The organism is Mycolicibacterium arabiense (genome assembly GCF_010731815.2).
Classification (GTDB): domain Bacteria; phylum Actinomycetota; class Actinomycetes; order Mycobacteriales; family Mycobacteriaceae; genus Mycobacterium; species Mycobacterium arabiense.
Map to the genome: position 1 here is coordinate 46867 of NZ_AP022592.1, position 22871 is coordinate 69737.

The 22871-nt window shown below is 67.2% G+C and carries 21 protein-coding genes; 12 read left to right on the forward strand and 9 right to left on the reverse strand.

Annotated features, from left to right (window positions below; genetic code table 11):
• Positions 1-11: 11 nt before the first annotated feature.
• The 4 genes from G6N61_RS00180 to G6N61_RS00195 form a co-directional block, all read right to left on the reverse strand.
• A complete protein-coding gene (locus tag G6N61_RS00180) occupies positions 12-296 on the reverse strand; it encodes a hypothetical protein (RefSeq protein WP_163916082.1) in 285 nt (94 codons plus the stop codon).
• 48 nt (positions 297-344) lie between these two features.
• Positions 345-596 (reverse strand): glutaredoxin-like protein NrdH, encoded by a 252-nt coding sequence (gene nrdH / locus G6N61_RS00185; protein ID WP_163916084.1) that lies wholly within the window; start codon positions 594-596, stop codon positions 345-347.
• 272 nt (positions 597-868) lie between these two features.
• A complete protein-coding gene (locus G6N61_RS00190) occupies positions 869-1255 on the reverse strand; it encodes a hypothetical protein (RefSeq protein ID WP_163916086.1) in 387 nt (128 codons plus the stop codon).
• Between the two features lie 147 nt (positions 1256-1402).
• Positions 1403-2974 (reverse strand): ParB/RepB/Spo0J family partition protein, encoded by a 1572-nt coding sequence (locus tag G6N61_RS00195; RefSeq protein ID WP_163916088.1) that lies wholly within the window; start codon positions 2972-2974, stop codon positions 1403-1405.
• Positions 2975-3073: 99 nt separating this feature from the next.
• On the opposite strand from G6N61_RS00195, the gene G6N61_RS00200 reads away from it, so the two are divergent.
• Positions 3074-4273: a hypothetical protein gene (locus G6N61_RS00200; protein WP_235887115.1), complete on the forward strand. Its 1200-nt coding sequence runs from the start codon at positions 3074-3076 to the stop codon at positions 4271-4273.
• Positions 4274-4334: 61 nt separating this feature from the next.
• Positions 4335-4592: a helix-turn-helix domain-containing protein gene (locus G6N61_RS00205; RefSeq protein ID WP_163916090.1), complete on the forward strand. Its 258-nt coding sequence runs from the start codon at positions 4335-4337 to the stop codon at positions 4590-4592.
• Here the strand turns inward: G6N61_RS00205 and G6N61_RS00210 are convergent.
• Positions 4573-4869: a hypothetical protein gene (locus G6N61_RS00210; protein ID WP_163916092.1), complete on the reverse strand. Its 297-nt coding sequence runs from the start codon at positions 4867-4869 to the stop codon at positions 4573-4575. The two genes, G6N61_RS00205 and G6N61_RS00210, sit on opposite strands and share 20 nt — an antisense overlap.
• A gap of 130 nt (positions 4870-4999) precedes the next feature.
• The gene (locus tag G6N61_RS00215; protein ID WP_163916094.1) at positions 5000-5548 is read right to left on the reverse strand and encodes a hypothetical protein; all 549 of its coding nucleotides are present in this window, start codon (positions 5546-5548) and stop codon (positions 5000-5002) included.
• A 321-nt stretch (positions 5549-5869) separates the two neighbouring features.
• Between G6N61_RS00215 and G6N61_RS30585 the strand changes: the two genes are divergently transcribed.
• Together G6N61_RS30585 and G6N61_RS00225 are read left to right on the forward strand one after the other, a co-directional pair.
• Complete coding sequence (locus G6N61_RS30585; protein ID WP_235887116.1) at positions 5870-6340, forward strand: hypothetical protein; 471 nt, start codon at positions 5870-5872, stop codon at positions 6338-6340.
• Between the two features lie 55 nt (positions 6341-6395).
• Positions 6396-8372, forward strand: coding sequence for a hypothetical protein (locus tag G6N61_RS00225; protein WP_163916096.1), 1977 nt, complete (start codon positions 6396-6398; stop codon positions 8370-8372).
• On the opposite strand, the gene G6N61_RS31280 is transcribed toward G6N61_RS00225, so the two are convergent.
• Positions 8363-8695 carry a restriction endonuclease gene (locus tag G6N61_RS31280; RefSeq protein ID WP_163916098.1) on the reverse strand — a complete coding sequence of 111 codons (333 nt, stop codon included), beginning with the start codon at positions 8693-8695 and terminating at the stop codon, positions 8363-8365. The two genes, G6N61_RS00225 and G6N61_RS31280, sit on opposite strands and share 10 nt — an antisense overlap.
• Here G6N61_RS31280 and G6N61_RS00235 point away from each other — a divergent pair.
• Complete coding sequence (locus G6N61_RS00235; RefSeq protein ID WP_163916019.1) at positions 8628-8807, forward strand: hypothetical protein; 180 nt, start codon at positions 8628-8630, stop codon at positions 8805-8807. The genes G6N61_RS31280 and G6N61_RS00235 overlap by 68 nt on opposite strands.
• Before the next feature lie 563 nt (positions 8808-9370).
• On the opposite strand, the gene G6N61_RS00240 is transcribed toward G6N61_RS00235, so the two are convergent.
• Both G6N61_RS00240 and dcm read right to left on the reverse strand, forming a co-directional pair.
• Complete coding sequence (locus G6N61_RS00240; RefSeq protein ID WP_163916100.1) at positions 9371-10993, reverse strand: Eco57I restriction-modification methylase domain-containing protein; 1623 nt, start codon at positions 10991-10993, stop codon at positions 9371-9373.
• A complete protein-coding gene (gene dcm, locus G6N61_RS00245) occupies positions 10990-12654 on the reverse strand; it encodes a DNA (cytosine-5-)-methyltransferase (protein ID WP_163916102.1) in 1665 nt (554 codons plus the stop codon). Before dcm ends, G6N61_RS00240 begins: the two co-directional genes overlap by 4 nt.
• Positions 12655-12839: 185 nt before the next feature.
• Here dcm and G6N61_RS00250 point away from each other — a divergent pair, with 185 nt between their 5' ends.
• From G6N61_RS00250 to G6N61_RS00280, 7 genes are all read left to right on the forward strand, one after another.
• Positions 12840-13316 carry a hypothetical protein gene (locus G6N61_RS00250; RefSeq protein WP_163916104.1) on the forward strand — a complete coding sequence of 159 codons (477 nt, stop codon included), beginning with the start codon at positions 12840-12842 and terminating at the stop codon, positions 13314-13316.
• Positions 13313-13798 (forward strand): hypothetical protein, encoded by a 486-nt coding sequence (locus tag G6N61_RS00255; protein WP_163916107.1) that lies wholly within the window; start codon positions 13313-13315, stop codon positions 13796-13798. Before G6N61_RS00250 ends, G6N61_RS00255 begins: the two co-directional genes overlap by 4 nt.
• A gap of 85 nt (positions 13799-13883) precedes the next feature.
• Entirely contained in the window at positions 13884-16211 is a 2328-nt protein-coding gene (locus G6N61_RS31070; RefSeq protein ID WP_163916109.1) for an ATP-binding protein, read from the forward strand.
• Positions 16208-17455: a hypothetical protein gene (locus tag G6N61_RS00265; RefSeq protein ID WP_163916112.1), complete on the forward strand. Its 1248-nt coding sequence runs from the start codon at positions 16208-16210 to the stop codon at positions 17453-17455. Before G6N61_RS31070 ends, G6N61_RS00265 begins: the two co-directional genes overlap by 4 nt.
• 7 nt (positions 17456-17462) lie before the next feature.
• Complete coding sequence (locus G6N61_RS00270) at positions 17463-18173, forward strand: hypothetical protein (RefSeq protein WP_163916114.1); 711 nt, start codon at positions 17463-17465, stop codon at positions 18171-18173.
• A gap of 241 nt (positions 18174-18414) precedes the next feature.
• Positions 18415-21045, forward strand: a complete 2631-nt coding sequence (locus G6N61_RS00275) for a xanthine dehydrogenase family protein molybdopterin-binding subunit (protein ID WP_163916116.1) — start codon at positions 18415-18417, stop codon at positions 21043-21045.
• Positions 21042-22799 (forward strand): ferritin-like domain-containing protein, encoded by a 1758-nt coding sequence (locus G6N61_RS00280; RefSeq protein ID WP_163916118.1) that lies wholly within the window; start codon positions 21042-21044, stop codon positions 22797-22799. The genes G6N61_RS00275 and G6N61_RS00280 overlap by 4 nt, the downstream gene beginning before the upstream one ends.
• The last annotated feature ends 72 nt before the right edge of the window (positions 22800-22871 follow it).

Here is a 22871-nt window from a genome sequence, read left to right on the forward strand (position 1 = left end):
GCGGTGCGATGTTACGACGCCAGGGCGCGGACGGGGCTCGCGGCGAATACCGCCTCGAGGTCGCGGCGGGCGTCGAGTTCGGAGTAGGGCTCGATGGTGGCCACCCCGACGGCGCGCGGCTTGGCCTCGCTGAGGGACACCAGCTCGAACGCCGTGTGAGTGGCGCTGAGCTGAGTGGGCCGGTGGTAATAGTCCGCCAGCACCAGGTAGGTGTGAAGGGCGGCCTGGGCGGCTTCTGGGGTGTCGTGCAGCGTGGTCACGTCGAGGCCGTGGTCGTCGATGGTCAGCGTGTACATGGGTGTGGCTCCGGGGTTGAGTGGTTGGCGGCGTGGATGCGGGCGGGGTTACGCGGCGGCGGCGTGGGTGAGTGCCTTGATCCGGTCTGGCCGGAAACCCGACCAGTGCTCGTCGCCGGCGACCACGACGGGGGCCTGGAGGTAGCCCAGGGCCAGCACGTAGTCGCGCGCCTCGGGGGTGGTGGTGGTGATGTCGACGACCGAGTAGTCGACGCCTTGTTTTTCGAGCGCCTTGTAGGTCGCGTTGCATTGGACGCATGCGGGCTTGGTGTAGACGGTGACCGTTGCCGTGGTGCTCATTTCATTCTCCTTAAATGGTAGGTAATTCGGGTGTTCTCTGTACGTTCTATCCTAATTGCTGGGGGCCGACGAGACAACGGATAGAGCCATATTTTTAGGCAATTTGTGGCGCTGAACAGCCATTCTATACAGCGGCCGAATGGCACTAGGAATGGCGGTGATTTGCACTAGGAACCACTCGGGAATTTCTCGTCTTGGCGCTTTTGATTTTGAGCGGGGCGCCGAAGGTCCGGCCAGACCGCATCGGCTGGCCGGACGTTCGGCTGCTCGTTTCAGAGGTCGCGATTGACCATCTCGGCGGCGGTGGCGACGTCTTCGAGGATTGCGACCTGGTCCTCGTCGAGGCGGGTGACGGCGCCGTGGTCTGCGGCGTCACTGGCGGCGGCGCGTTCTGCGCGCAAGGTGTGGAGCCGGCGGAGCGCTTGGTCGAGTTCTCCGCGCGGGTCGGTCTCGAACTTGACGTGTGCGGTGGCCAGGTCGAGGTAGTCGAGAAGTTCGCGGCTTCCCAGCAGGGCTAGACCGTTGCCGTCCTCGTTGGATAGGTCCAAGACCCAGAGCCCACCGTAGGTGGGTTCGCCCTCTCTGTAGGAGTTGTACTCGTCGACCTCGGTGGCGGTGGCGGCGCGGACGTTGTAGAGGGCGCTGCGGGCGTAGGCCATTTCGGTGCGGTTGGTCCTGGTGTGTCGGGTTCCGTTCTGTGGGTTGATCAGTACGCCTCGTGGCGCGGGCGCTCATGGGCCGGGTACGCGGATTCGGGCCGGGAGCCCGGGGGAGCTGGTCTTCTTCCCCGGGCCCCGGCGGCGTGCCTAGTCCTCCTTGCAGGCCTGTCGATAGACGGTCTCTGCTTTGCGCTTGCCGAGGATTACCTGCTCGATGTCGCTGAGCGGGTAGCCGTTGTCCTCCAGGAAGCGCAGGTAGGTCTTGGTGATGTCCTGGGGGGCACGCCAGGCGTCTTTCGCCGTGCGGGCCTCGGTGGTGGCGAGCACCATTCCGAGCAGGATCACCAGGGCTCGTCCGTCGCCGGTGGCGGGGAGCTTGGCGACGGCCATTTTCGCGGTCTCGTTGTCGGGCAGGCCGAGCAGCTCGGGCGCGAGCTTCTGACCGTGGTAGTCGTTGAACAGGTCGGCTCGGGTGACGATCACTTCGGCGAGGTAGAGGGCGGCGCCCTTGGGAGCGGTCTTGCGAGACAGGAGCTTGTCGCGCACCCACTCGCGGCGCACGGTCGCCGCCGCCTCGCCGAGCTTGTTCAAGGCGATGAGCTTGCGGCGCTCGGCGCGTTCCTTGTCGGCCTCCGCCTGGCGAGCACGTTCCCGTTCGGCCGCGCCATCGGGGTCACTGGCATCGGCGAGGCGGTCGGCGTCAAAGCCGTACTGACGAGCTGCCCAGTCGGGCATGGTGATCTCGGCCACGCGCGGGTTGCAGCAGTAGAACTCGGGGCTCCAGACCGTGGTCTCGGTGACGGTTCGTGCGTGCCGGTAGCCCTCGGCCGGTTCCAGGGTCGGATCGTCGGCGGTGTCGAAGTCGATGTCGTGCTCGTTCACTGACTCGCCAGTCGTCACGTCGAGGTACACGTCTTCGCTTTCGAGCACGACGGCCCAGTGCTGAGGGTCCATCGCAGCGATTGCCTCGTCGGTGAGGGTCTTGCCGTCGGCGTCTCGCAGGTAGTTGGTCGGGATGTAGGCCTTGTCGGACCAGCCGGGGCGGCGGTCGAGCACGGTGTAGCCCTTCGCGCTGAAGGTTGCCGCTGTCTCCTGGTAGCGGCGCCGGTCTTCGCGCTCGGCCCGCAGCTGGGCGACGCGGTGGTCGAACTGGTCGGTGCCGGCCACCTTGATCAGTTCGGCCTGGGCCGCCTCGTCGCCGTCGAACTCGACGAAGCTGGTGGCCTCCACCAGGTTGAGCTGCCCGGTGTCCAGGGCGCCCATGGCCGTTTCGGACTCGATGGCCACCGTGGCCGCCGCCACGGCGTCCTTGGTGATCGAGAGTTCCTTGGCCACCTTGGTCATTGAAACCCCGTCCAGGAGCAGCTGGTTGATTCCTCGCGCGCGTTCGCCCGCTGTCAGCTCTGCCCGGTGGTTGTTGAGGACCATCTGCTCGATGACGCGGTGACGTGACGTGGCTTGGTGCACGTAGACCGGGATCGTCGCGAGGCCCAGCTGGCGCGCGGCCTGGGTGCGGCGCTGGCCATCTCGCAGCGTCACGCTGCCGTCTTCGAGCCGGACGGCGGTGACGGGGGCCAGGACTCCGTGCTCCTCGATGGAGGCGAGGAAGTCGCGGTCGAGGCGGGGGTCGAAGCGAACGTTCGCGCCCACCTCAATCTCGTTGGGGTCCAGGTGAAGCAGCTCGGGAGCGGCGGTGGTGGAGGCGGTGTTGGTGGTCATCGGGGTTCCTTCCTCGGGATTTGTCCTGTTGCCTATAGTTTACAGTCGGTGTAAACTATAGGCAACACTTCAGGACAAACGAAACGAGCGAGAATTCCGATGAACGCGGGCAACGAACAGCTCCCCGGCCTCGCCGAAACCGACAACGGCGCAACGGTTGTGATGAGCTACGGCATGGGCGTGGACTCGACTGCGATCCTGCTGCGCTGGCTCACCGACCCCTCCAGCCGCGACTTCGACCTCCAGGACCTCGTCGTCATCACCGCACATACCGGCGACGAATTCGATCAGACGTTGCGCGACGTCGAGGAAGTCGTCCTTCCCGAGCTGCGTCGGCACGGGGTCCGGTTCATCCAGGTCGGTCGCACGCAGCGCAAGACGACCGCCAGCGGGGAGGGTGTTGCCGTCCTCGACGACTCCACAGCGCCGCAGCGACTGCACGTCGATGGCCACAAACTGTCCGACGAAATGCTCGCGGCCGGAACGCTTCCCCAGGTCGGCGGCGCGCGGATGTGCTCGGTGCACGCCAAGGGCAACTGCCTAGATCCGATCATCGCGTCGGTGACCGCCGGGCGTCGCTACCGCCACGTGCTCGGCTTCGAGGCGGGGGAACGGGCCCGTGCGGCCAAGGATGCGCTGTTCAACACCGAGCACCGGACGGGGTGGTACCCGCTGCTCGACTGGGGCTGGGATCGCACCCGGTGCTCGGACTTCATCGCCGAGACGACCGGGCGTCGGTGGTCCAAGTCGGCCTGTTCGTACTGCGTGTTCGCGATGACGACCGCATCCGGCCGCCAGGCCCTCGTCGAGCGGTACCGTCGCGAGCCGCAGGCCGGTGCGCGAGCCCTGTTCCTCGAGGCCGTCGCGCGGACCCTCAACGAGCGCCAGACCCTCATCGCGGGCAGCTCGGCGGCCGCCCTGGTGGCCGGCGCCGGGCTGACCGAGGTGCAGGCCCAGTTCGACGCGATGCTCGACGAGTGTGAGCACGCCGTCTACGAGGTCCGTCGGCTTACCCGCAGATCGTCGGTGCGCGCCCATGGGCGGGGGATTACCGCACGTTCGGTGCGAGCGGTGGCACGCGGCAGCCGTGAGCAGATGGAGGAGGAACTTCGCGAGTGTGCCGGTGAGCGCCGGATCGGCGCCGATGGGATCGTGCGCCATGTCGTGCGCGCGCGCAGTGAGCAGCTCCCGGCGCTGGAGCACTTCTTCGTGGTCTGCCCGGCCGTGGTGGAGGACAAGGCTCGTCCTGGCTTCGAGGTGTGGTGGCAGGAGGCGACGACCGATGCCGTGCTGTTCTGAGGGCACGAGAGCCCACGATGGCGGTGTAACCTATAGGCAACGCCATCGGAGGGAGTTGGGCATGGACAGTGCGTCCACGGACGACGGTTCGGAGATCGTTGCCGCCCTCGGCGCGGCCATCCGTGAGCACCGCACCGCAGCCGGCCTATCGCAGACCAAGCTCGCCCAGCTCGCGGGGATCAGTCGTCCCTATCTCAACCTCGTCGAAGCAGGACACAAGTGCCCGACGGTGGTGGTGCTGGTGCACTTGGCCCGCGGCCTCGACATCGAGCCTGCACTTCTGCTGGAGACGCAGTCTCTCAGTACGGCGCCGCACTGAGGTAGCGCTGCCACTCGATGCGCTGAATCAGCTCGCGCGTCGAGACGTGATCGGGGTTGCCGTCTTCGTCGGCGCCGGTCTGAACAATCGCCACCGGCTCGCCGGCCGCGCGTAGTTCGTAGCGGGCTGCCGGTGCCGCGGTCACGCGGGCATCGTCGATGGCCTCCTGGGCGGCGGCCAGCACCTTGGTTACGGCCGCCTCGTGATCGTCGGCGCTGCCCATGGTGGTGGCCATCCGGCATGGTGACGTGATGGTCAGAGACCAGGACACGGTCATGGTGAGCCTCCTTGGATGCGAGAACTGCTCGGTCGTACCGTGATTGTGCGGCCTCCGACGCCAAACGCCGGGCCTGCCATCCGTGGTTGTGGATAACAAGCCCGGCGCGAGGGCTACCTGTGGATAACCGCTAACTGATGGTCGGCGGCGTGTAATCGCTTAGCGTCGGATCTTCCGGATGATCGGGACCATCCAAGAAGACCTGAATTGCGGCGTGGTGGGCGGTACGCAGCAGCGCCACCGCACTGCGGCATCCCGCCTGGTCGAGGATCTGGAATGTCACCGGACCCATGTGCAGATCTAGCCAGCGGACCTGGCGCGAGCCGTCGCGGGAGAGTTCCTGCCGGTCCACCACCGCGTAGGCGGGGCGCCGCGTCCAGTCGATGGCCACCGTGGGCAATGCGAACGCGTCCTCGACGAGGGGCCTCGGGGCGGGGATCTGGCGGGGGAGGAGGGCCATCTTCTCGCGGGCCGCGCTGAACCCCTCCAGTACGCCCTGGATGGCCTGTGCCGACAACATCGTCATTAGCATGCCGCCCCACTGCATCCGCAGCCGGGCGTTCGGCGAGCACGCGTGGTAGACCGCGATGTCACCGTTCTGTTCGCCCTGGACCCGAATCGTGGTGTGGCTGACCAGCGCTGCGGGGATCACATTCGCTTCGGTCTTGCGAGTTGTCATGAGATTGCCTTTCGGTTGCTGTTATCTATAGGTAACAGTCTAACGCCTATTTTGATGTATGGCAATCTTTTTCGGGCAAGGCGACCGCCAATATGCACCCGCGAATCAACCTTCCCTCTAATGCCTTTCGTTTCCCAACCCCTGCGTGGTTGGGTTCATGCAGCAAATGCGCGGCGTGAGCCTGACGCGGCGGCAGGTGAGGTGAGCCGCAGCGAACAGCGCCTGCATGCAAGCGGCATTTGACTACCCCGGAAATTGGTTGGTCGCGAAGTTGGCTGTGGTGGTGGACTCGACGGCCCACTGATCCGTAGCGTCCGGCACGTGACCGCACCCCTACCGGGCGCCCTGGACCACGCCGAAAACGACTTGCGCACAGCACAGTCCGAAGCCGACCCGCATCGGCAGGGTCAGTACGCGCGATCAGCTGCAGACGCAGCCGCCGAAGTATCCCTCGACGCAGGCGCGAGCGCCGAGGAACGTCAGCGCGCACAGGCCGTCGTCCGGTCCGCGCTGACGATGATCCCCGGAAGCCTCTTACGAGAGGCTCAGTCCATGCTCACAGCCGCCCGCAGGGAAACCGACCCTCACAGGCGCCGAGAGCTAGCCGGGTCTGCTCTGTCCAAGGCCCGCGACGCCGCGGGACGCCGTGAAGTGACCGACGAGCAGCGCGCGCAGGCGCGCCAAGTGATCGGCAGTGGACGGATGATCTCGAGCACCATCGTGGAGGCGGCGATGCGCCGGAGGCGCATAGAACGCGAGCAGGAACGCGAAACCCCCGGCGTAGCAATGTGATCAGCGCCCCGTGACTGGCAACCCACCTATCCGCCGCGCGCCTTTGGAGGGCCTCGTGGAACTTTCCGTTCGCACTTATCTCACTGCCGGCGTCGCGTTGACTGCGGCGAGTGCGATCGCCCTGACCCCGGTAGTGGCGACTCCCGGTGACCACCATCTCGCGGTGCCGTACGCATCGGTTTCAGAGGTTCAGCTCGAGGCCGCGATCAAACCAGCCGACGTCGCCGCCCTGGCGGCCAACCTCGATGCGGCAATGGCATCGGTCACCGCCACGGTGACCTCCATGGTCGACGGCTCCGGTCACACCCTGACCGGAGCGTTGACCTCCGCGGCCGCGCCGAACGACAACCTGTGGGACGGCCTGATCCGCGCCGCAGGCGCCAACCCCACCCTTGGGTCGGTGCTCATCGCGCTCAAGGCTGCGTCCGCTGGCGGGCTGTCGCAGCTGGCGCAGTCCGTCGAAGCCACCGACAACACCATCGCGTTGTCGAGCGGGCAGCTGGCCGGCATCTTGACCTCGACGGCCACCGGATCGTTGGGTTCGGCTACGCAGGCCGTGGCCAGCGTCAACAACCCGATCTCGGCTGAGAGCTACCTGGGCCTGCTGAACACGTCGTTCGGCATTGCGGGCATGGCCCTCCGAGGCGGCATCAACGCGGCCGCAACACTCGCCACCGGCGGGGTGCACCTGACCAGCACCCTGGTCACCGTCGTGAGCGACCAGATTATCAACGCCGTGTCCTTGGTGAACGGCCTGCTCGACGCGGGCAAGTCACTGACCGACGTCGCCCTCATCGACGGCGCGCTGACCGCCGTGCAGGGCATCGTGTCAGCGCCCGTCACCGCCGTGCTGGCCGGGGTCGCCGGCATCACCGGCGCGGCCGCCAACGCCGCGACGTTGGCGCTGGGGCGGGTGGCCGGCGGCGCGTCTGGTGTGGTGTCGACCTGGTTGGGCAACGGCTCCACCGCCGGTGCACTGCAGAACGCGCTCGTCGCGATCGGTACCGCACCGTTGAGCCCGGCCAGCTACACCAACGCGGTGTCGGTTCTCCTCGGTGCTGGTGTGACGACCGTTCAGACCGTGGTCGGAACGGCCAGTTCGTTTGCCTCCCTGCCGTTCCGGGTCGGGGCGGATCTCACCGGTACGGCCGCCGAGGTGATCAACTCGTTCACCGGTGGGTTGGCGACCGCGGCCAGCGGCCTGATGCGGGCTGCCGGTCTGCCGTCGTTCGTGGCCGGTCCTCCCTACGCCGTGGCCACCGCCGTGGCTGGGGCGGTGAACGTGGCCGCGTTCGCCACGGCCGCTGCGCTGTACACGATCTCGACCGCGATCGACATCGGACAGGCGATCGGCGGGATACTCAACGCTGGCCCGCTGGCGCTGTCTGCGACCGCAGCGGACCCCGCGGCTCTGCCGGACTCGGTGCTGCGATCCTCGCTGGTGAACACCCTGACCGTGCCCGGGGACGTCTTGGACGCCAACGAGGACGGGGGCACCTCGGTCCCCGCCGCGTCGACGACCGAGGACACCGCCACAGCGGCAGACGACCCGACGACGGCAGCGGAGGCAATGAGCGACAAGCCCACCACGGACGAGTCGCCGCCCGAGACCTCTCCATCCGACTCCGTTGCGGCTGAGGTCGTGGAGCCGGCGGCCCCACCCACCGATGGCCTCAGCGAGGAAGTGGCGACTCCCGCCGAGACTGCGGCCGACGACCTGGGCACCGACGACGCCATGCGGGCACCGGGGGAGCGCACAGACGCGGACACGTCCGACAACGCCACCTCCGCGCCCGCTACGGACACCGCTAACCCCGGGACCGGGCGGCTGAAGTCAACCGGCAGCACAGGACGTCACGTTGCGTCCAGCGAGCAGATAGGGCCCACTACCGGGGCCAAGGCAGCGGGGGACGGTGGCGAGTCGTATGGCCGGCATGCATCCGGCACCACCGCATCCGAGTCGTCGGCGTCCTCAGGAGGTCGACACCGCAGCGACGCCCAGCCGGCCGGGCGCCGTTCCGTTCAGCATTGACTGCATCGACCAATGAGCCGGCAGTTGTGCGTACGCGCAAGTTGCATAGCGGCTTTGGTGAAATCCTGGTTGCAGACAACCATGCTGGCGGTGCATTGATGATGCATCGAACCTGACACCACCTGTTGAAGCGCTGACACTCTCACCGGCTTCCCGTAACGCTTGCATTGCACCGCAATGCTCTCCCCAGCTTTTCGGGCCACCAGATCAACCCCCGTAATCTCCTGCCGTCGCGGTCGTTGAAACCTTCCAACCGTGCGCGCGCAGCCGCGCCGCGACGTACTTCTCGAACTCGATTCCCGGCATGCGATCCACCTCAGCAAGCCCCGAACGCAGGTACTCGCGATCCAAGTTCTTCTGGTGCTCGATCGCATAACGTCGACGGAACTCTTCCGCGGCCTGGCGCTCACGTGCTTTGGCCTCGGCTACCTCTGATGCATGCTGTGCGGATTGTGCCCAACTGCGAATCCGGGAGCGAGTGATGAAGGTGGCGAGTGTGCCGAGGATCGCTCCCCCAGCAGGCAGAGGGTCCAATGTGACCCGGCCATGAGCAAGGCCGTGAACGCCAGAAACCCCGCGGCCGCACCGCAGGTGAGTGCTACAGCCTCGTCACTCGGCTCAGTCCACAACGTTGCCCTTCCACTTTCACAGGCGCCCCCGCGAGAGCCAGTCGCGACTGTAGGTACGCGACAATCACCGCAACCATGAGTTATCGCGGCAAAACGGCGTGTCAGGTGTCTTCGATGTCCTGTTTCCGCGTTCTGTGGTCTGGCCGGAGTGGGCCCCGATGCCTGGCGTGTCTCCTTTATCTCAGACCCAGCGGTGATCAACGTCACATGGTCTGGCTCTCATGGCGGCCGCCCTAAATTGATGGGGCCACTTTGGCATTGATGGGGTCACTTTGGCAGATTTGTAACTCGAAATATGTTGTGCACGTCGGTACTTCATGGTGTCCCCGCCTGCGCACAGATGGGATGCTTGGAGTGGCTTTTGATGGGTCAGGCGGTCCTGAGGTCGTAGGCGCGGTTCGCGGCGTCGTTGGCTGCCGGCAGGTCGCGGGCGTCAAAAGCGGTGCGCAGTTGCCGCCGCAGTGCGGGGGGAATGGTGGGGTAGGCCGGTATGCGGACTCGTCGAAGGTACTGGGCGCTTACCCTGAAATAGCCGCTGGCCATGCGCACCGAGTAGGTGCTGACGAATTGAGTGGCTATGTCGGACATCAATATTCCGCCCAGGACCCGCAAGTCCCACGTGGGCGCTACGACGTAGTAGAGGTTGTGCATGGGGAGGAACTGACCATTGTCGAGTACCGGGAAGATGCGTTCCTTGATGTCGGGAATGAGCAGTTTCGGGGTGGCGGCCATCTGTGGGCGGACCCGGTCGATGGTTCGCCACCACTGGTCGGGATGCGCGCGGGCCGTGTGACGCTCTAAGAGTCGAGGGCGGTGGCGCTCGACGTAGCGCTTCAACCCCGGGTACTGACCGAGGTCGACCAGGCCGTCGTCATCCCATGGGTTGATCAGATGTCGTCCTATCCACTCGAGTTCGCCGCGGCGAACCTCTTGTGCGCCGATGGCTGGAATGAGCCGTTCGGTCTCGATGCCCGCGGTGTCGTGGGTGACGTAGATCGTGTCGGCCCCGGTAGCGGGACCCATGGAGACGTGGACGCCCGCCTCGGCCAGGGTGGGTAGGCGCCGCTCGGCAGCGGTCACGCGGGCCGACCTCCGGGTAGGCCAGCCAGCGGGTCCGGCGTGCCAGCCACGCGTCCACTGTGCGTGGGCGGCGCGGGCGGCGGGCGTATCGGCGGGTCCCTGGCGCCAGGCGTGCAGCAGCGTTGCGCCGTGGTCCTGGTCCAGGGGGGCTTCTCGATCGAACAGCAGTGTGCGGCGCTGAGTTCCGTTGCGCATGACGGTGATCGCCGGGTAGACAGCCACCGGCGTTTCGAAGGCCGCGGACCCGTACATCGAGATGCAGGCGTCTACTGCGTAGCGCTGGGAGATCACGCTGCGCAGAGTCGCTCCGTATTGATTGCGCATCCAGCGGTCGGCGCAGATGGTGGTCATCGTGGCGTCGTCAGCGAGCACTTCGAGGCCCGCCTGAAGGAACCCGACGTACACGTCGGCGCGGCCGCGCATCGTCGACCACAGCGCCCGGTAGCTCAGCAGCCGTTCGCGCCCCACGTCCTCGACGCGCACGTACGGCGGGTTGCCAATCACCCACCGGATCTGGCTGAGGGCAGGCGCTTCCAATAGGAAGTCTCCGTGACGCACCCATCCGGTGACCAGTCGCCGTGTGAGCGCGGCGCTTAACCCGTGCGCGCGCAGCAGCACGCTTGCCCGGCGGCGAGATTCCTCCACGGCGCGCGGATCGAGGTCGTAGGCGACGATGGCCGAACCGGTGGTGGAGATGGGACGTCCGTGCCGTCGGCACGAGGCGATCAGGCGCTCGATCATCGGCACCAGGAACGCTCCGAACCCCACTGCCGGTTCGACGGCGGTTCCGCTGCCCAGATCCTCGTCGTCGACGTAACCGGCCAGATCGAGCATCATCGTCACCACCCACGAGCGGGTGTGTACGGCCCCCAACCCAGCGATGGGGTCCTCCCGCGGAGTGGCCACGGTCACGGCGTCCACCGGGCTGTTGCACTCACGCCCGCCGCCATGGCCGCGGTATCGCGGCGGGCGGGACGGCGGCGTCGCGTGGTGACCAGATCGAGGATGGTCTGTGCGGCCGCGGCGGGGTCTTGGTGTTCCCACACCACGATCACCGTCCACCCGTTGTCGGCCAGAAGCTGAAGTGTCACAGCGTCTCGGCGGGCGGTGCGCACCCTCGCCTCGGTGAGCACTTCGGTGACCGGGTCGCCGTGGTGTGGGCAGCCCTGGCGGCAGCGGCGTACGTCGACGGCCACCCGTGCGCCGATGAAGACGATCTCGAAACGTCGCCGAGAGTCGCGCAGCGGCCGGTACTGCAGGCGGTAGCGCAACCCCCGCGCGTGCAGATGCCGGCGCAACGTCAACTCGGGCGAGCAGGTGCGCCTGTCCCGAACGGGCGCGGGGCCGACGTGCGTTTCGGGCGTCGCCCTCGCTGGCGTGTAAGGCAGGGCGGGGCGGGTGCTGCCCTGATGGTCTTCCAGGTCGGCGTAGAACTCGTGGGGCACCCGCAGTGCACTTGCGTCCAGGCGCCGCAGGAACCCGGTGGTGGCGCGGTGTGACAGCGCCGCGGCGAACGGTGAGATGAACTCGCTCAACGGCTTGGGACGGGTGCGGTGCGGCCACGGGGTCACGGGGGCGGCGGTGGCCTGGCGATCGCAACCGAACGCCGCGGTGGGCCAGCGCCGCGTCAGTGCCGTGTCGAAGGGCTCTCCCCCAATAACCACCTGTTCGGCGGTCTCGGCGTTGGTGATCCGCCGAGCGATCCACGTACCCACATCTGGTGGCACCGCGTTGCCGACCAACTTCCACCTCGGATTGGGCTGGCCAGAGGTGACCGCGGTCCGTGTCCATCCCCTGGGCAGTCCTTGCAACGCTTCGCCGTCCTCCACGTCGGGCAGCACGAAGCGGCGCCCCGGCTCGGCCGCGGGAAACCACACCGCCGGTGCGGAGGGCAGCCCGATGGTGGAACCGCCCTTGAGCGTGGGGATCGCTCCCGGAACCAAGCCGACACCATGGCGGCCCTCGGTCCAGTAAAAGCCGCCGGCGGTGGGTTGCGGCGGCATGTCGGGCGGGCCGGCGTCCTCACCGAGGAGCGCCGGCGCCGGATCGAAGTGTCGACTGGCCAGCATCAGGACACGGTTACGGCGTTGGGGCAGGCCGGTGAAACGCGTGTCGACCACGCGGTAGGCCCAGCGGTAACCCAGCTTGACGAAGTGGTCGACGAGGTACCGCATCCCCGCACCACCGTGCAACGCCAAGAGATTGGGCACGTTCTCCAGCAGGACCCACGTGGGGTTCAGCGCGGCCATCACGCGGAACACGTGCGACACCAGTCCCGATTGTGGGCCGCCGATTCCCGCCTTGGCGCCGGCGTGGGAGATGTCGGTGCACGGAAATCCGGCGGCCAGCAGATCGACGTCGGATAGTCCGAAGTCGGCCTCGGCAATGTCGGGTAGGACGGTCATGCCGGGCCAGTGTTCGGCGAGGACCCGGCGTGCGGGACTCCATGACTCGCACTGAGCCACGACGTCGCATCCGCCTCGCTCCAGCCCGAGATCCAGACCGCCCACACCGGAGAAGCAGGAAACGGTCCTGAACGTCGTCACGTCGCTCCCGGGCGCATCGAGGGTCACCTGACGGCAGGTTACTCGAGTAGGCCGTCAAACCCCGAGTGATGACCGACGTTTGCGCGCGGCGGTGTCGTCATACGAGGTGGTGGCGCTTCTGCGTCCTACACTCGCTGTGTGAGGGGTGGGGACGGCGCAAGGAACTGGGACGTGATCATGCGGTCGCGAGCGCTGCTGACACCAGGGACTCGATGACGACAGTGAAGCTCGGCACCCAGGCGATCGGCGCGGCAGGGGAACTGCTGGTGCAGTACCAGCTGCTCAAACTCGGCATCGACAGCGCCCGGCTGACCACCGACTCCGGCATCGACCTGGTGATGTACGTGCCGGGCCACCAATCGGCCGCCACCATTCAGGTGAAGGCGAACGTCGCTCCCAAATCCGCCGGCGGCAAGGGCAAGCTGCTACTGAGCTGGGCATTCCCGGATGACTCTCCGGCGCAATGGCTGGCGTGCGTTGACATGTCGACCGACAGCGTGTGGCTGTTTCCGCTCGATGAGGCCCGCCGACGAGCGCAGCAGAAGCACACCAACGGGACGCGGCTGCTCTACTTCTACATCGACGAGTCCATCGGGCCGAAGGCGCTGCGCCTGAGCGACATGACCGGGCACCGCCTCGAAACCGTCGTGACCACACTGCTCGACGAGCCCGCCAGGGAGTTGCCGTGACCACCGAACCGATCGACCTGGACGCCTTCTCCGGGTGGGTGCCGTTCGCCGCGCTGCCGACCGCCGACGTGCCGGCCGAGCCGGGGGTCTACGTCATCGTGCGACCCACTGACGATGCCCCGTCATTCCTCGACGTCTCGCCCGCCGGCCACTTCAAGGGCAAGGACCCCACCGTGCCCGTCGCCGACCTGCAAACGCTGTGGGTCCCCGGCACCCGCATCGTCTACATCGGCAAGGCCAACGCGGGTAGCAACGGACGCCGCGGCCTGCGTAAACGGCTCGATGAATTCCGCCGGTTCGGTGCCGGTGAACCGGTCGGCCACTCCGGAGGCCGACGGATATGGCAGCTGACCGACCACGCCGACCTTCTCGTCGGATGGCGCGTCACCGACGACATCGAGGCGGCCCAAATCGAGACCGCCATGATCGTCCAGTTCCGCAGCCACCACGGGCTGCGTCCCTTCGCCAACATGCGCAACTGAATTCGATGTCCACATTGATCAGAACAGACGACGACACCGCGCTGCCCCATGGGTGCCATGGCAGTCGAGGCTCGGGAGCAGCGAGGTGAGCGAACGGCCGCTGCACTTCACCGTCGACGCGCAGCTGCTTCAGGAACTCGGCGAGCGGCTCGTCGGACGCCCCTACATCGCGTTGGCCGAACTGATCAAGAACGCCTACGACGCCGACGCCACGCGCGTCGAGATCTCCGCATCCCACGACTGCATCGTCGTCAGCGACAACGGGCACGGCATGTCCGAACGGGAGTTCACCAACACGTGGATGCGGGTCGGGTCCACCCACAAGGCCCGGCAGCGTCACTCGCGGTCCTTCAAACGGGAGATGACCGGGTCCAAGGGCGTGGGCCGGTTGGCGGTGCAGCTATTGGCGCGCGACACCACGATCGTGACCGCGGGCGGGGATGGGAACTCCGGACAGCGGCTCGAAGCGAGGGTGAACTGGGACGACGCCACCCGTGAGGGTGATCTAACCTCGGTGACGGTTCCAGTCACGACCGGCTCCGCGGGCAACCCCGAGTTCGCTGGTGGTTCTACGAACGGCACGCGGGTGGAGCTGCGCCGTCTCAGTCAGGTGTGGACCGCCCGCGACTTTCGCCACCTGGCTCAGGAGATCTGGGCGTTGCAGCCGCCCCACGACGTCGACCCCGACTCTCCGGAGAGATTCCAGATCGTGTTCGACAGCGATCTGCAGGACGCCTACGACGCGTTCAGCGCCCAGATGCGGGCGATTCTCGACATCTGGTCGGCGCAGCTGACCGCCAAGCTGGTCGACGTCACCGAGTTTCAGGGCACCGTCGTTGGTGACCTTCCAATGAGACTGTCCGACACCGACGACGACCTGCCCGACCTGGAGACCTCCGACGAGGGACCCACCGGGGTGCGGGTACGCGAAGGGCTCGACGACAGAGTGCTCGAAGTCAAGGTCCGGTTGCGCGATCAGGAACCGGTGACCGTCGGATTCCTGGTGCGGGGTTGCCAGATCCACCGGATGCGTTGCGACATCAGGGTGTTTACCCTTCAGCAGCGACAAGCCGGCAACGTCAAGGTGTCTCAGGCGCGGCAGTACCTCGAGCGTTTCGGCGGGATCGGGGTCAGCGACGGGGCCTTCCGACTGCCCTACTACGGGCCCGATCAGGACTGGATCGACCTCGAAGGCTCGCATTCCGCGCGCCGGTCGACCTCGAAGTTGCTGCCCGCCGAACTGAACGTTCAACGCGGTCTGCTCAACCTGCCCACCAACCGCAGGGTCTACGGGCGGGTGGTGATTAACACCGCCGAGGAGCAGCGGTGGTTCCGTCGACGCGAGCAACTGCGGGCAGGCTCCGACACCGTCATGGAACCGCCGCTGAGCATCCAGATCACCCGCGACCGCCTCGTCCCCAACGACGCCTACGAGCGGATGCGCGTCATGGTCCGCGCCGTGATGGACGTCTATGCGATGGAGGAGACCAAGCGCCGTTTGGAAGCGACCCGCGACAAGCGCCGCGACAATCCCAGCTCCCCGACCGACGCCCTCGCCGACGTCAGCACCGCAGTCGAGGAAGTCGCGGCCCACCTGCCCGAGCGGACCGTCCGCGAGATCACCGCCAAGGTCGACGCCGCCTCGCGCAGCGTGCGGGCGTTGCAGGAATCCACCCGTGAACACGCCGCCCTGCTGGGTGCCCTGGCGACCGCGGGCATCTCGGCGATGGCCTACAGCCACGAACTGAGCCGACAGAGGATCGGTCTCGACGACGTCGTCGAGCGGCTGCGGTCCCTGCTCGACGACCTGCCCACCGAGCGGCACGACGACGCACGCGTCGTCGTCGACGATCTCGACGCGTGGCTGCGCCGCGCCGCGGGTCTGCGCAAACTGCTTCAACCGGTGCTGGATGAGGAGACCCGCAAGGACGAGAAGTCCCGCGGTGCGTTCAATGTGCTCAGGGGTGTCCGCGACAACGTCACGCCGGTCGCGCGTGGCATCACGATCGACCTGAGCGCAGTGCCCCGCGGGTTGATGCTGCCCGCGGCGAGTGCGGCGGCGTGGTGGGCGGTATTTCAGAACCTGTTCATCAACTCCTTCAACGCCTTGTTCAACGCCCACCAGCCCGCCATCGCCGTCGACGGGGGCAGCGGCGACGACGGCCGGGAGTGGGTGCGCGTGCAGGACAACGGCGTCGGAGTGGGATCCGACCTCACCGAGGCCAACCGCTTCTTCGAACCGTTCCGGCGCAAACTGAACCTGCCACCGGAGAGTGCGGCCCTGGGGTTGGGCGGCACCGGCCTGGGGTTGACCATCGTCAGGATGATCACCGAGGAAGTCGGTGCTCGGGCTGAATTCACCATCCCCACCGACGACTTCAGCACCGCCGTGACAATCAGTTGGGAACCATGACGACCACCGACACCACCACCCCGACGATCCTCATCTGCGACGACGACCCTCGCCGCGCCGCAGGATGGCGCGACAAGATTGCCGGCATCGCAGGCATCCGCTCGTTCGACTACGACGTCGTCGACGGAGACGAACTCGTCACCGAGATCGAGGTCCTGAGTCGACGGCGCGACGCCGCCCGCGACACCGCTGACCCGTCGGATGCGCCGTCGAAGTTCGACACCGCCGACATCGCGATCTTGGACTACGACCTCACCCCCGATGCCTCCATGAAGGAGGACTACCAGCGCGCCGACGACCAGTCCACGTTCGCCGACCTGCAGGACCGGCTGCGGGGCAACACCGGTGAGATGTTGGCCTATCTGGCCCGGTGCTACTCCGGGGTGGGATACCTGGTGGTCGTCAACCAGGGCGTAGCCGATGCGGCCTTCGACCTGACCCTGCAGCGCTTCGCGTCGTCGAAGGCCGACCTCAACGTCAGTGCCACCGAGCTGGTGTCTGCAGCGCTGTGGACCGGGCAGCCTGCAAGCGAGCGGTTCAACGCCTGGTCCTGGCCCAGCCTTCAGGACGCCGCGGAACTGTGGGAGCGCCGCCACGCCGCCATCACCCTGGACGGCAGGGTCTTCGAAACGCTCGGCCTCGATCCCGAACGCGACCGCCTGGCGCCACGCCAGATCGACGTGCTCACCGAATCCTTGAGCGACGTCACCCCGACCACGCCGGTGAACCTGAATAGCGTGATCTTCGAGGACCTCGTGTCGTCGTCCCTGGGGCTGCTGCCCAAGGACAAGCAACCCAATCCCGAACTGCGCCGCCGCATCGCCGCGGCGGCGGTGGGACGGTGGCTCGATCATTGGCTGCTCCCCGGGCAGAACGTATTCATCGACCGACCACACGTCGCGGCCACGTTCCCCTCGGCGCTGCCCGCCGACACCGCCGACGTCAACTGGAAGACACCCGACGCGCCGGCGGCCGCCCCCGCGCCGCTCGATGAGCTGGAGGTGGCGGCGCAGACCTTCCTGGAACGGCCCGCCTGGCGGTTGTCTCAAGTCCGCGAACTGGCCCGCCAACACGACATCCCCGACCGTGACGTGGAGATGGTGTTCTGCGAAGACGTGTCGGCGTTTCGTCCCTTCGACAAGGCATGGGAGGTCGACACCGACGTCCCCGGTCCGTTCAGTCGCCGCTACGTGCAGAAACTCGACGAAGTGCATTACTACCCGCTGACCCGCCTCTACCAGTAACCCCGCCGTGACTGCGAACAATCCGTCGCGTACCGCGCTCAGTGAGGTCGAACTGGTCGCCACCGCTTGGAACGATTTTCCGGGCACCGAACGGACCCCCACCGCCACCGAGGTCCGCATCGAGACCGAACGCGCCCGGTTCCCGACCTTTCAGACACAGCAAATCAGGTCATTCGCCACCGGCACTCACGGCAAGTGGGACGACCGCGGATTCCTCACCCCGGCACCGGTCACCACCACCACGCCGCACCTGTACCCGGTGGTGTGGCCCCGGTTCTACTGTGAGGATCAGAAACTGGAGATGATGGTGCGGGTGGCGATGTTCTGGTGGGACGGTGACGAGGTCCGCGCCGATGGATGGCGTTTCGAGACCGGCGACCCCTACGACTCCCGCAAGGTCACTTACCGAGGTCACTACCGCCCGCACGTGCAACGCGTTCAGCGGTGGTGGCGAACCGGACCCGCCGGTTTCACCGCCGACCTCTATGAAGCCGGCCGGCGAGCCCCCGACGCCGTGCCCGACCCCGAACCAGACGCCGCGCCGGTGGTGTCACCGTTCAGCGAGGTTCGTCCTGCCATTCCGCTGCCGTCGAGCAGCCTGGCAGGTCTACTGCTGTGCGCGGCGATCGCGGTGCACGGAGCTAGGGCGGCCCAGGAGATTATGGAGGTGGCGGGGGCCAAGTTCGAATCCGAGTTCCGCAAGATGGCCTTTCCATAGGGACCGACCGCCACCCCCGAAGCTTCGCAGTGCCCGCCCGGCGCTCAGACCTCACGCGGTGATGCATCGCCCCCCCGAGGCGCGCGCTCGTTACCATCACCCGGTCACGCCGAACCAGGGAACCGCCTGCGCGGCAACCCGTCGTGCGCGTCGAACCCGTCGATGAAGGGCATGTCGAGACCACCTCGTCGTCCTCGTCGAACGGGCACCCGCAACCACGCGTGGCTGGCATACTTCGGCCATGGCTCCAGACGTCGCCGGGGTGGGCGGCTCGGCCGCGGAGCGGCGACTGCGCATCATCACGGGCCAGAAGACCTACGCCAGCGATTACCGACCCAAGGATCTCGGGTGGCCCGAGCACTGCGCCCACGCACTCCTGCTGCGGGCGAGCGTCGCCGGACGGGCGTACACCGGGATCGATCTCGGTCGCATCCGGCCCGACTTGCGGCCCGACCTGGTGATCACCGCCACCGACCTGAGACCCCCGTTCCAGAACTTCATCTCCACGATGCCGATCGAACTGTTCGTCACCCCCGGTCAACCGATCGACTACGTGGGTCAGCCGATCGCGTTGCTGCTCTACGACGATTTCATGTGCTTCAGGCGGGCGGCCCAGGAGATCCGGGAAGACGCCGGTCCCATCGTCTATGCACCTCCACCGGCCGAGCCGGTGACGGTGACGACGATCGAGGAGGAATTGACGCAGTGGCGCAATCTCCGATGTGATAACGGCCCCAACGAAACTCACTATCTGCTCGACGTCGACCGAGACTACTCCCAGTGGACCCGAGGCCAACTCACACTCGCAAACGGGAAGTTTCAACGCGGCCAGCGGCCCGACCCGGACGCCGACCGGATGTTTCAGGAGATGTCCGCCGACGGGGACGGCCGGGCGGTGCAGACCACGACCTACACCCAGACGATCGATCCTGCGTTCCTCGAACCCGAGGCCGGTCTGGGGTGGCTCGATCCCGCCACCGCCACCCTGAATCTGGTGCTGGGCACGCAGTCCCCGTACAGCGACGTCACCGAAGTGCGGGCGGTCCTGGGAGCGTCGAATCCGAGGATCCGCGACATCCGCATCACGGCCAAGGACATGGGCGGCGGGTTCGGTGGACGCGACAAGTCGCCGTTCACGCTGTACCTCGCGGTGGCAGCCGCGTTCGCCGGTTCGCCGGTGCGGCTCGCGTTCGATCGTCGCGAACAGTTTCAGGGTGGTCTCAAGCGGCACGCCTCGGCGGTGCACTCCCACATCCGCGCCGCCGCGGACGGCACCCTGGATTCGATCCGCACCTTCACCGTCTTGCGAGGTGGTCCCGAGACCAACCTCAACGGGGCGGTCCTGTCGTTAGCGGCGTTGCACGCGACGGGCCCCTACCGCGTTCGCCGCGCCGGATCGCATGCGGTAGTCGTGCAGCGACCCATACCGACCGTGGGCTCGATGCGCGGCTTCGGCATCCCGCAGGTGGCGTTCAACGTCGAAACCGCCATCGACCGGCTCGCCGTCCTCGAATTGGGGGAAGATCCCATCGCGTTCCGCAGTCGCAATGTCCTGCGCTCGGGTACCGACCGGGATCTCGCCGGCACGCCGTTGCGGTTTCACCTTCCGACCGCCGAGATCTGCGACGCGGCGCACGCGCATGAGCTGTGGCAGGGACGCCACGACCTGAGGTGCGGTGAAGGCGTGTACCGCGGCGTCGGGTTCGCCTGCTGCATGGAGGCGTACGGCACCAGCAGCGACAGCGTGTACTGCGCGGTGCGGGTGACGGCCGACGGCGGGATCGAGGTGTGGTCGCAAACCCTCGACATGGGGCAAGGGGCCCGTCAGAGTCTGGAACTGGTAGCCACCGAGGAACTCGGCCGGCCCGCGCGGGCGGACCTCGGCATCACGGGCTGGTTCGAGAAGTTCGCCGGCCACCTCGCCACCCACCATGCGCACGACCCGACGTTCAAGAACTGGTCGCTGGTCCACGGCGCCAGCAGCGCCTCGAAGACGGCGTTCTTCCACGTTCACGCGCTGCGCGAAGCGTGCCGGGCCTTGCTCCGGCTGCGGCTACTCCCCGCCGCGCGGGTCATCCTCGGCGAGCCAGACCTCGCCGACGAGGAACTGCTGAGCTACTGGAGGAACGGGGAGGTCCAGCTGCCCGGCCGACCCAGCGTGCCGCTGGCAGACCTCGCCGCCCACGTGCACCAAAGCAACGCCGAGCCCGGAGTCATGGTTCACGGATACTTCAACAACGGCTGGTCGAGCGCACGCTTCACCGTCGACGGCCACACCCTGGACCTGTGGGTCGACGGCTTGGCGTTCATCCGGGAACCCGGCGACGACATGACGATCCTCGCGCCCCAGGGTGATATACGCATGCCGCCGCTCGCACCTGGGGGATCGAAGATCCCGCGGTCGGTGTACGCCTCGGGTGCCCACCTCATCGGCGTCACCGTCGACACCCGGCGCGGCGCGATCACCGTCACCGACGCAGTGACCTTCCTCGACGCGGGCGACGTCATCGCCCGCCCGGTCGTCGACGGACAAGTGGAAGGCGGGTTGGCGATGGGCATCGCGCACACCCTGTTCGAGGAGCTGCCGCCGGAGACCGGTGCCGGCCCGTTCGCGAACTTCGACCGCTACCGGCTTCCACGGTGGAACGACCTGCGCGCCATCACCAGACAGACCGTCCCCGTGGAACTCGGTCCCGACGGGATACTCGGGCCTGACCAACCCAACGTGCGGCACAAGGGAATCGGAGAGGTGACGATGACCACCGTGGCCCCCGCGATCGCCAACGCCGTTGCCCACGCCCTGGGCCACGTCGATGCCCGGTGCTGGCCGACGCGCACGCCGATCCGCGTCGCGGACCTGTCGCTGCCATGAACTACGAGCCGACCGTCGCCCTCGACATCATCGTCAACGGCGAACACCACCACGGGCGCCGCGTCGCCGCCGACATGACCCTGGTGCACTTCCTGCACGAAGACCTGGGGCTGACCGGCACCAAGATCGGCTGCTCCATCGGCGAGTGCCGCGCGTGCACGGTAGCGGTGCAGGTGGAACCCGACGGGCCACCGGTCACCCGCCAGGCCTGCATGACCGGGATGCGCCACACCGCCGGGTGGAAGGTCACCACCATCGAAGGCCTCGGCGAACCCGACGAACTGAACCCCGTGCAGAAGGCGATCTTCACGCGCCAAGCCTTCCAATGCGGTTACTGCGCTGCCGGTTTCGCCGTCGCCGGGACCGTCGCCCTGGCCGGTGTCCGGCCCGGCGACGACGCCAAGGCCGTCGAGAGGCGCGTGGACGCCGTCCTCGGGCCGCACCTGTGCCGATGCACCGGCTACGGCCGATACCGCGACGCCATCCTCTCGGCTGCACCGTCGCAGGCAGCGGCACCCGAGGTCAGACTCTTCGCCTCACCACCGACCGGACTCAACGCCTCACCGGCGATGAGGCCATCCGCGGCACCGATAGCCCGACCCGTCATGCAAGCGCTGACCAAGGCCGACACCGACGAACTGGGCTACACACCCGTCTTCGACGACCCCACCCTGGAACTCGTCCGGCTCCTCCGCGACGGCGCCGAGATCGAACACTCCCTGCTCGTGCAATACCTCTACGCCGCCTTCTCGGTGAAACTCCCCGACTACGCCCAGCTGGCGGGATGGCCCAACCACCGCTACGGCGGGCGTCCCCTGCACGTCATCGGCGTGGCCATCGAGGAGATGACCCACCTCGACGTGGTGAACGAACTGCTCGTCGCACTGGGCGCCGCACCGCACCTGGGCAGACAGCAGTTCCCCTACGAAACCGACATCTACCCGTTCGACTTCACCCTGGAACCGCTGAACCTGCACAGCATCGCCAAGTATCTCTACGTTGAAGCGTCCACCACCGCCGTCGACCTCGACGCGCCACAGGACCCCGAGCACCGCGCGATGCTCGAACGCCTCTACGCCGCCCTCAACAGCACTGCACCCCACCACATGCGTCCCAACCAGGTCGGCAGCCTCTACCGAAAGGTGGTGCGGGTGTTGAAGCTGCTCGAACACCGCCACCCGAGCAGTCTGGACTACGACTACTGGGGTGCGCGCCTGGGCGTCGTGCTCGAAGAAGGCGAACACGAACACTTCGACTTCTTTCGCACACTGTTCGACGGAACCCATCCCGCCCTGCCCGCCGGTGGACCCGACATATGGGACCCCACCCACCCCGAGCACCCCGTCCTCGCCTTGAAACTGGAGTCCGGGCTACCGCGATCGGGCGAGCCCATCGTCGACGAGCTACTTCCCGCGATGCGCCACCTGTCCAACCTGCACTACTGGGCGGTGTGCATGCTGCTGGACCTGTCCTACCGCCACCGTGGGCGGTTCCACAGCGCGGCGCGTCGACACATGACCGGCCCGCTGCGCAGCCTGGGATCGGCGTTGGCCACCCACGGCCACGGCGTGCCGTTCGACGCGTTCGTCGCCGGCTACGCACCCGGACTGGACAGCCGACGCAACCTCGAACTCGCGGTGTCGATGCTGCAGCAGACCCTCATCGCCCAACAGCGCTACGCCCGCCACCTCCCGCCCGACTACGCCCACACCTGCGTCACCGAGACACTGTGGGAACTCAGTGACCTGTGCTGACGGCAACGACCTGCGCGCCGGTGGCGGCGGGCCGGTGAACCCGTCCGCGCCGCGAACGGCCGACGCGTCACC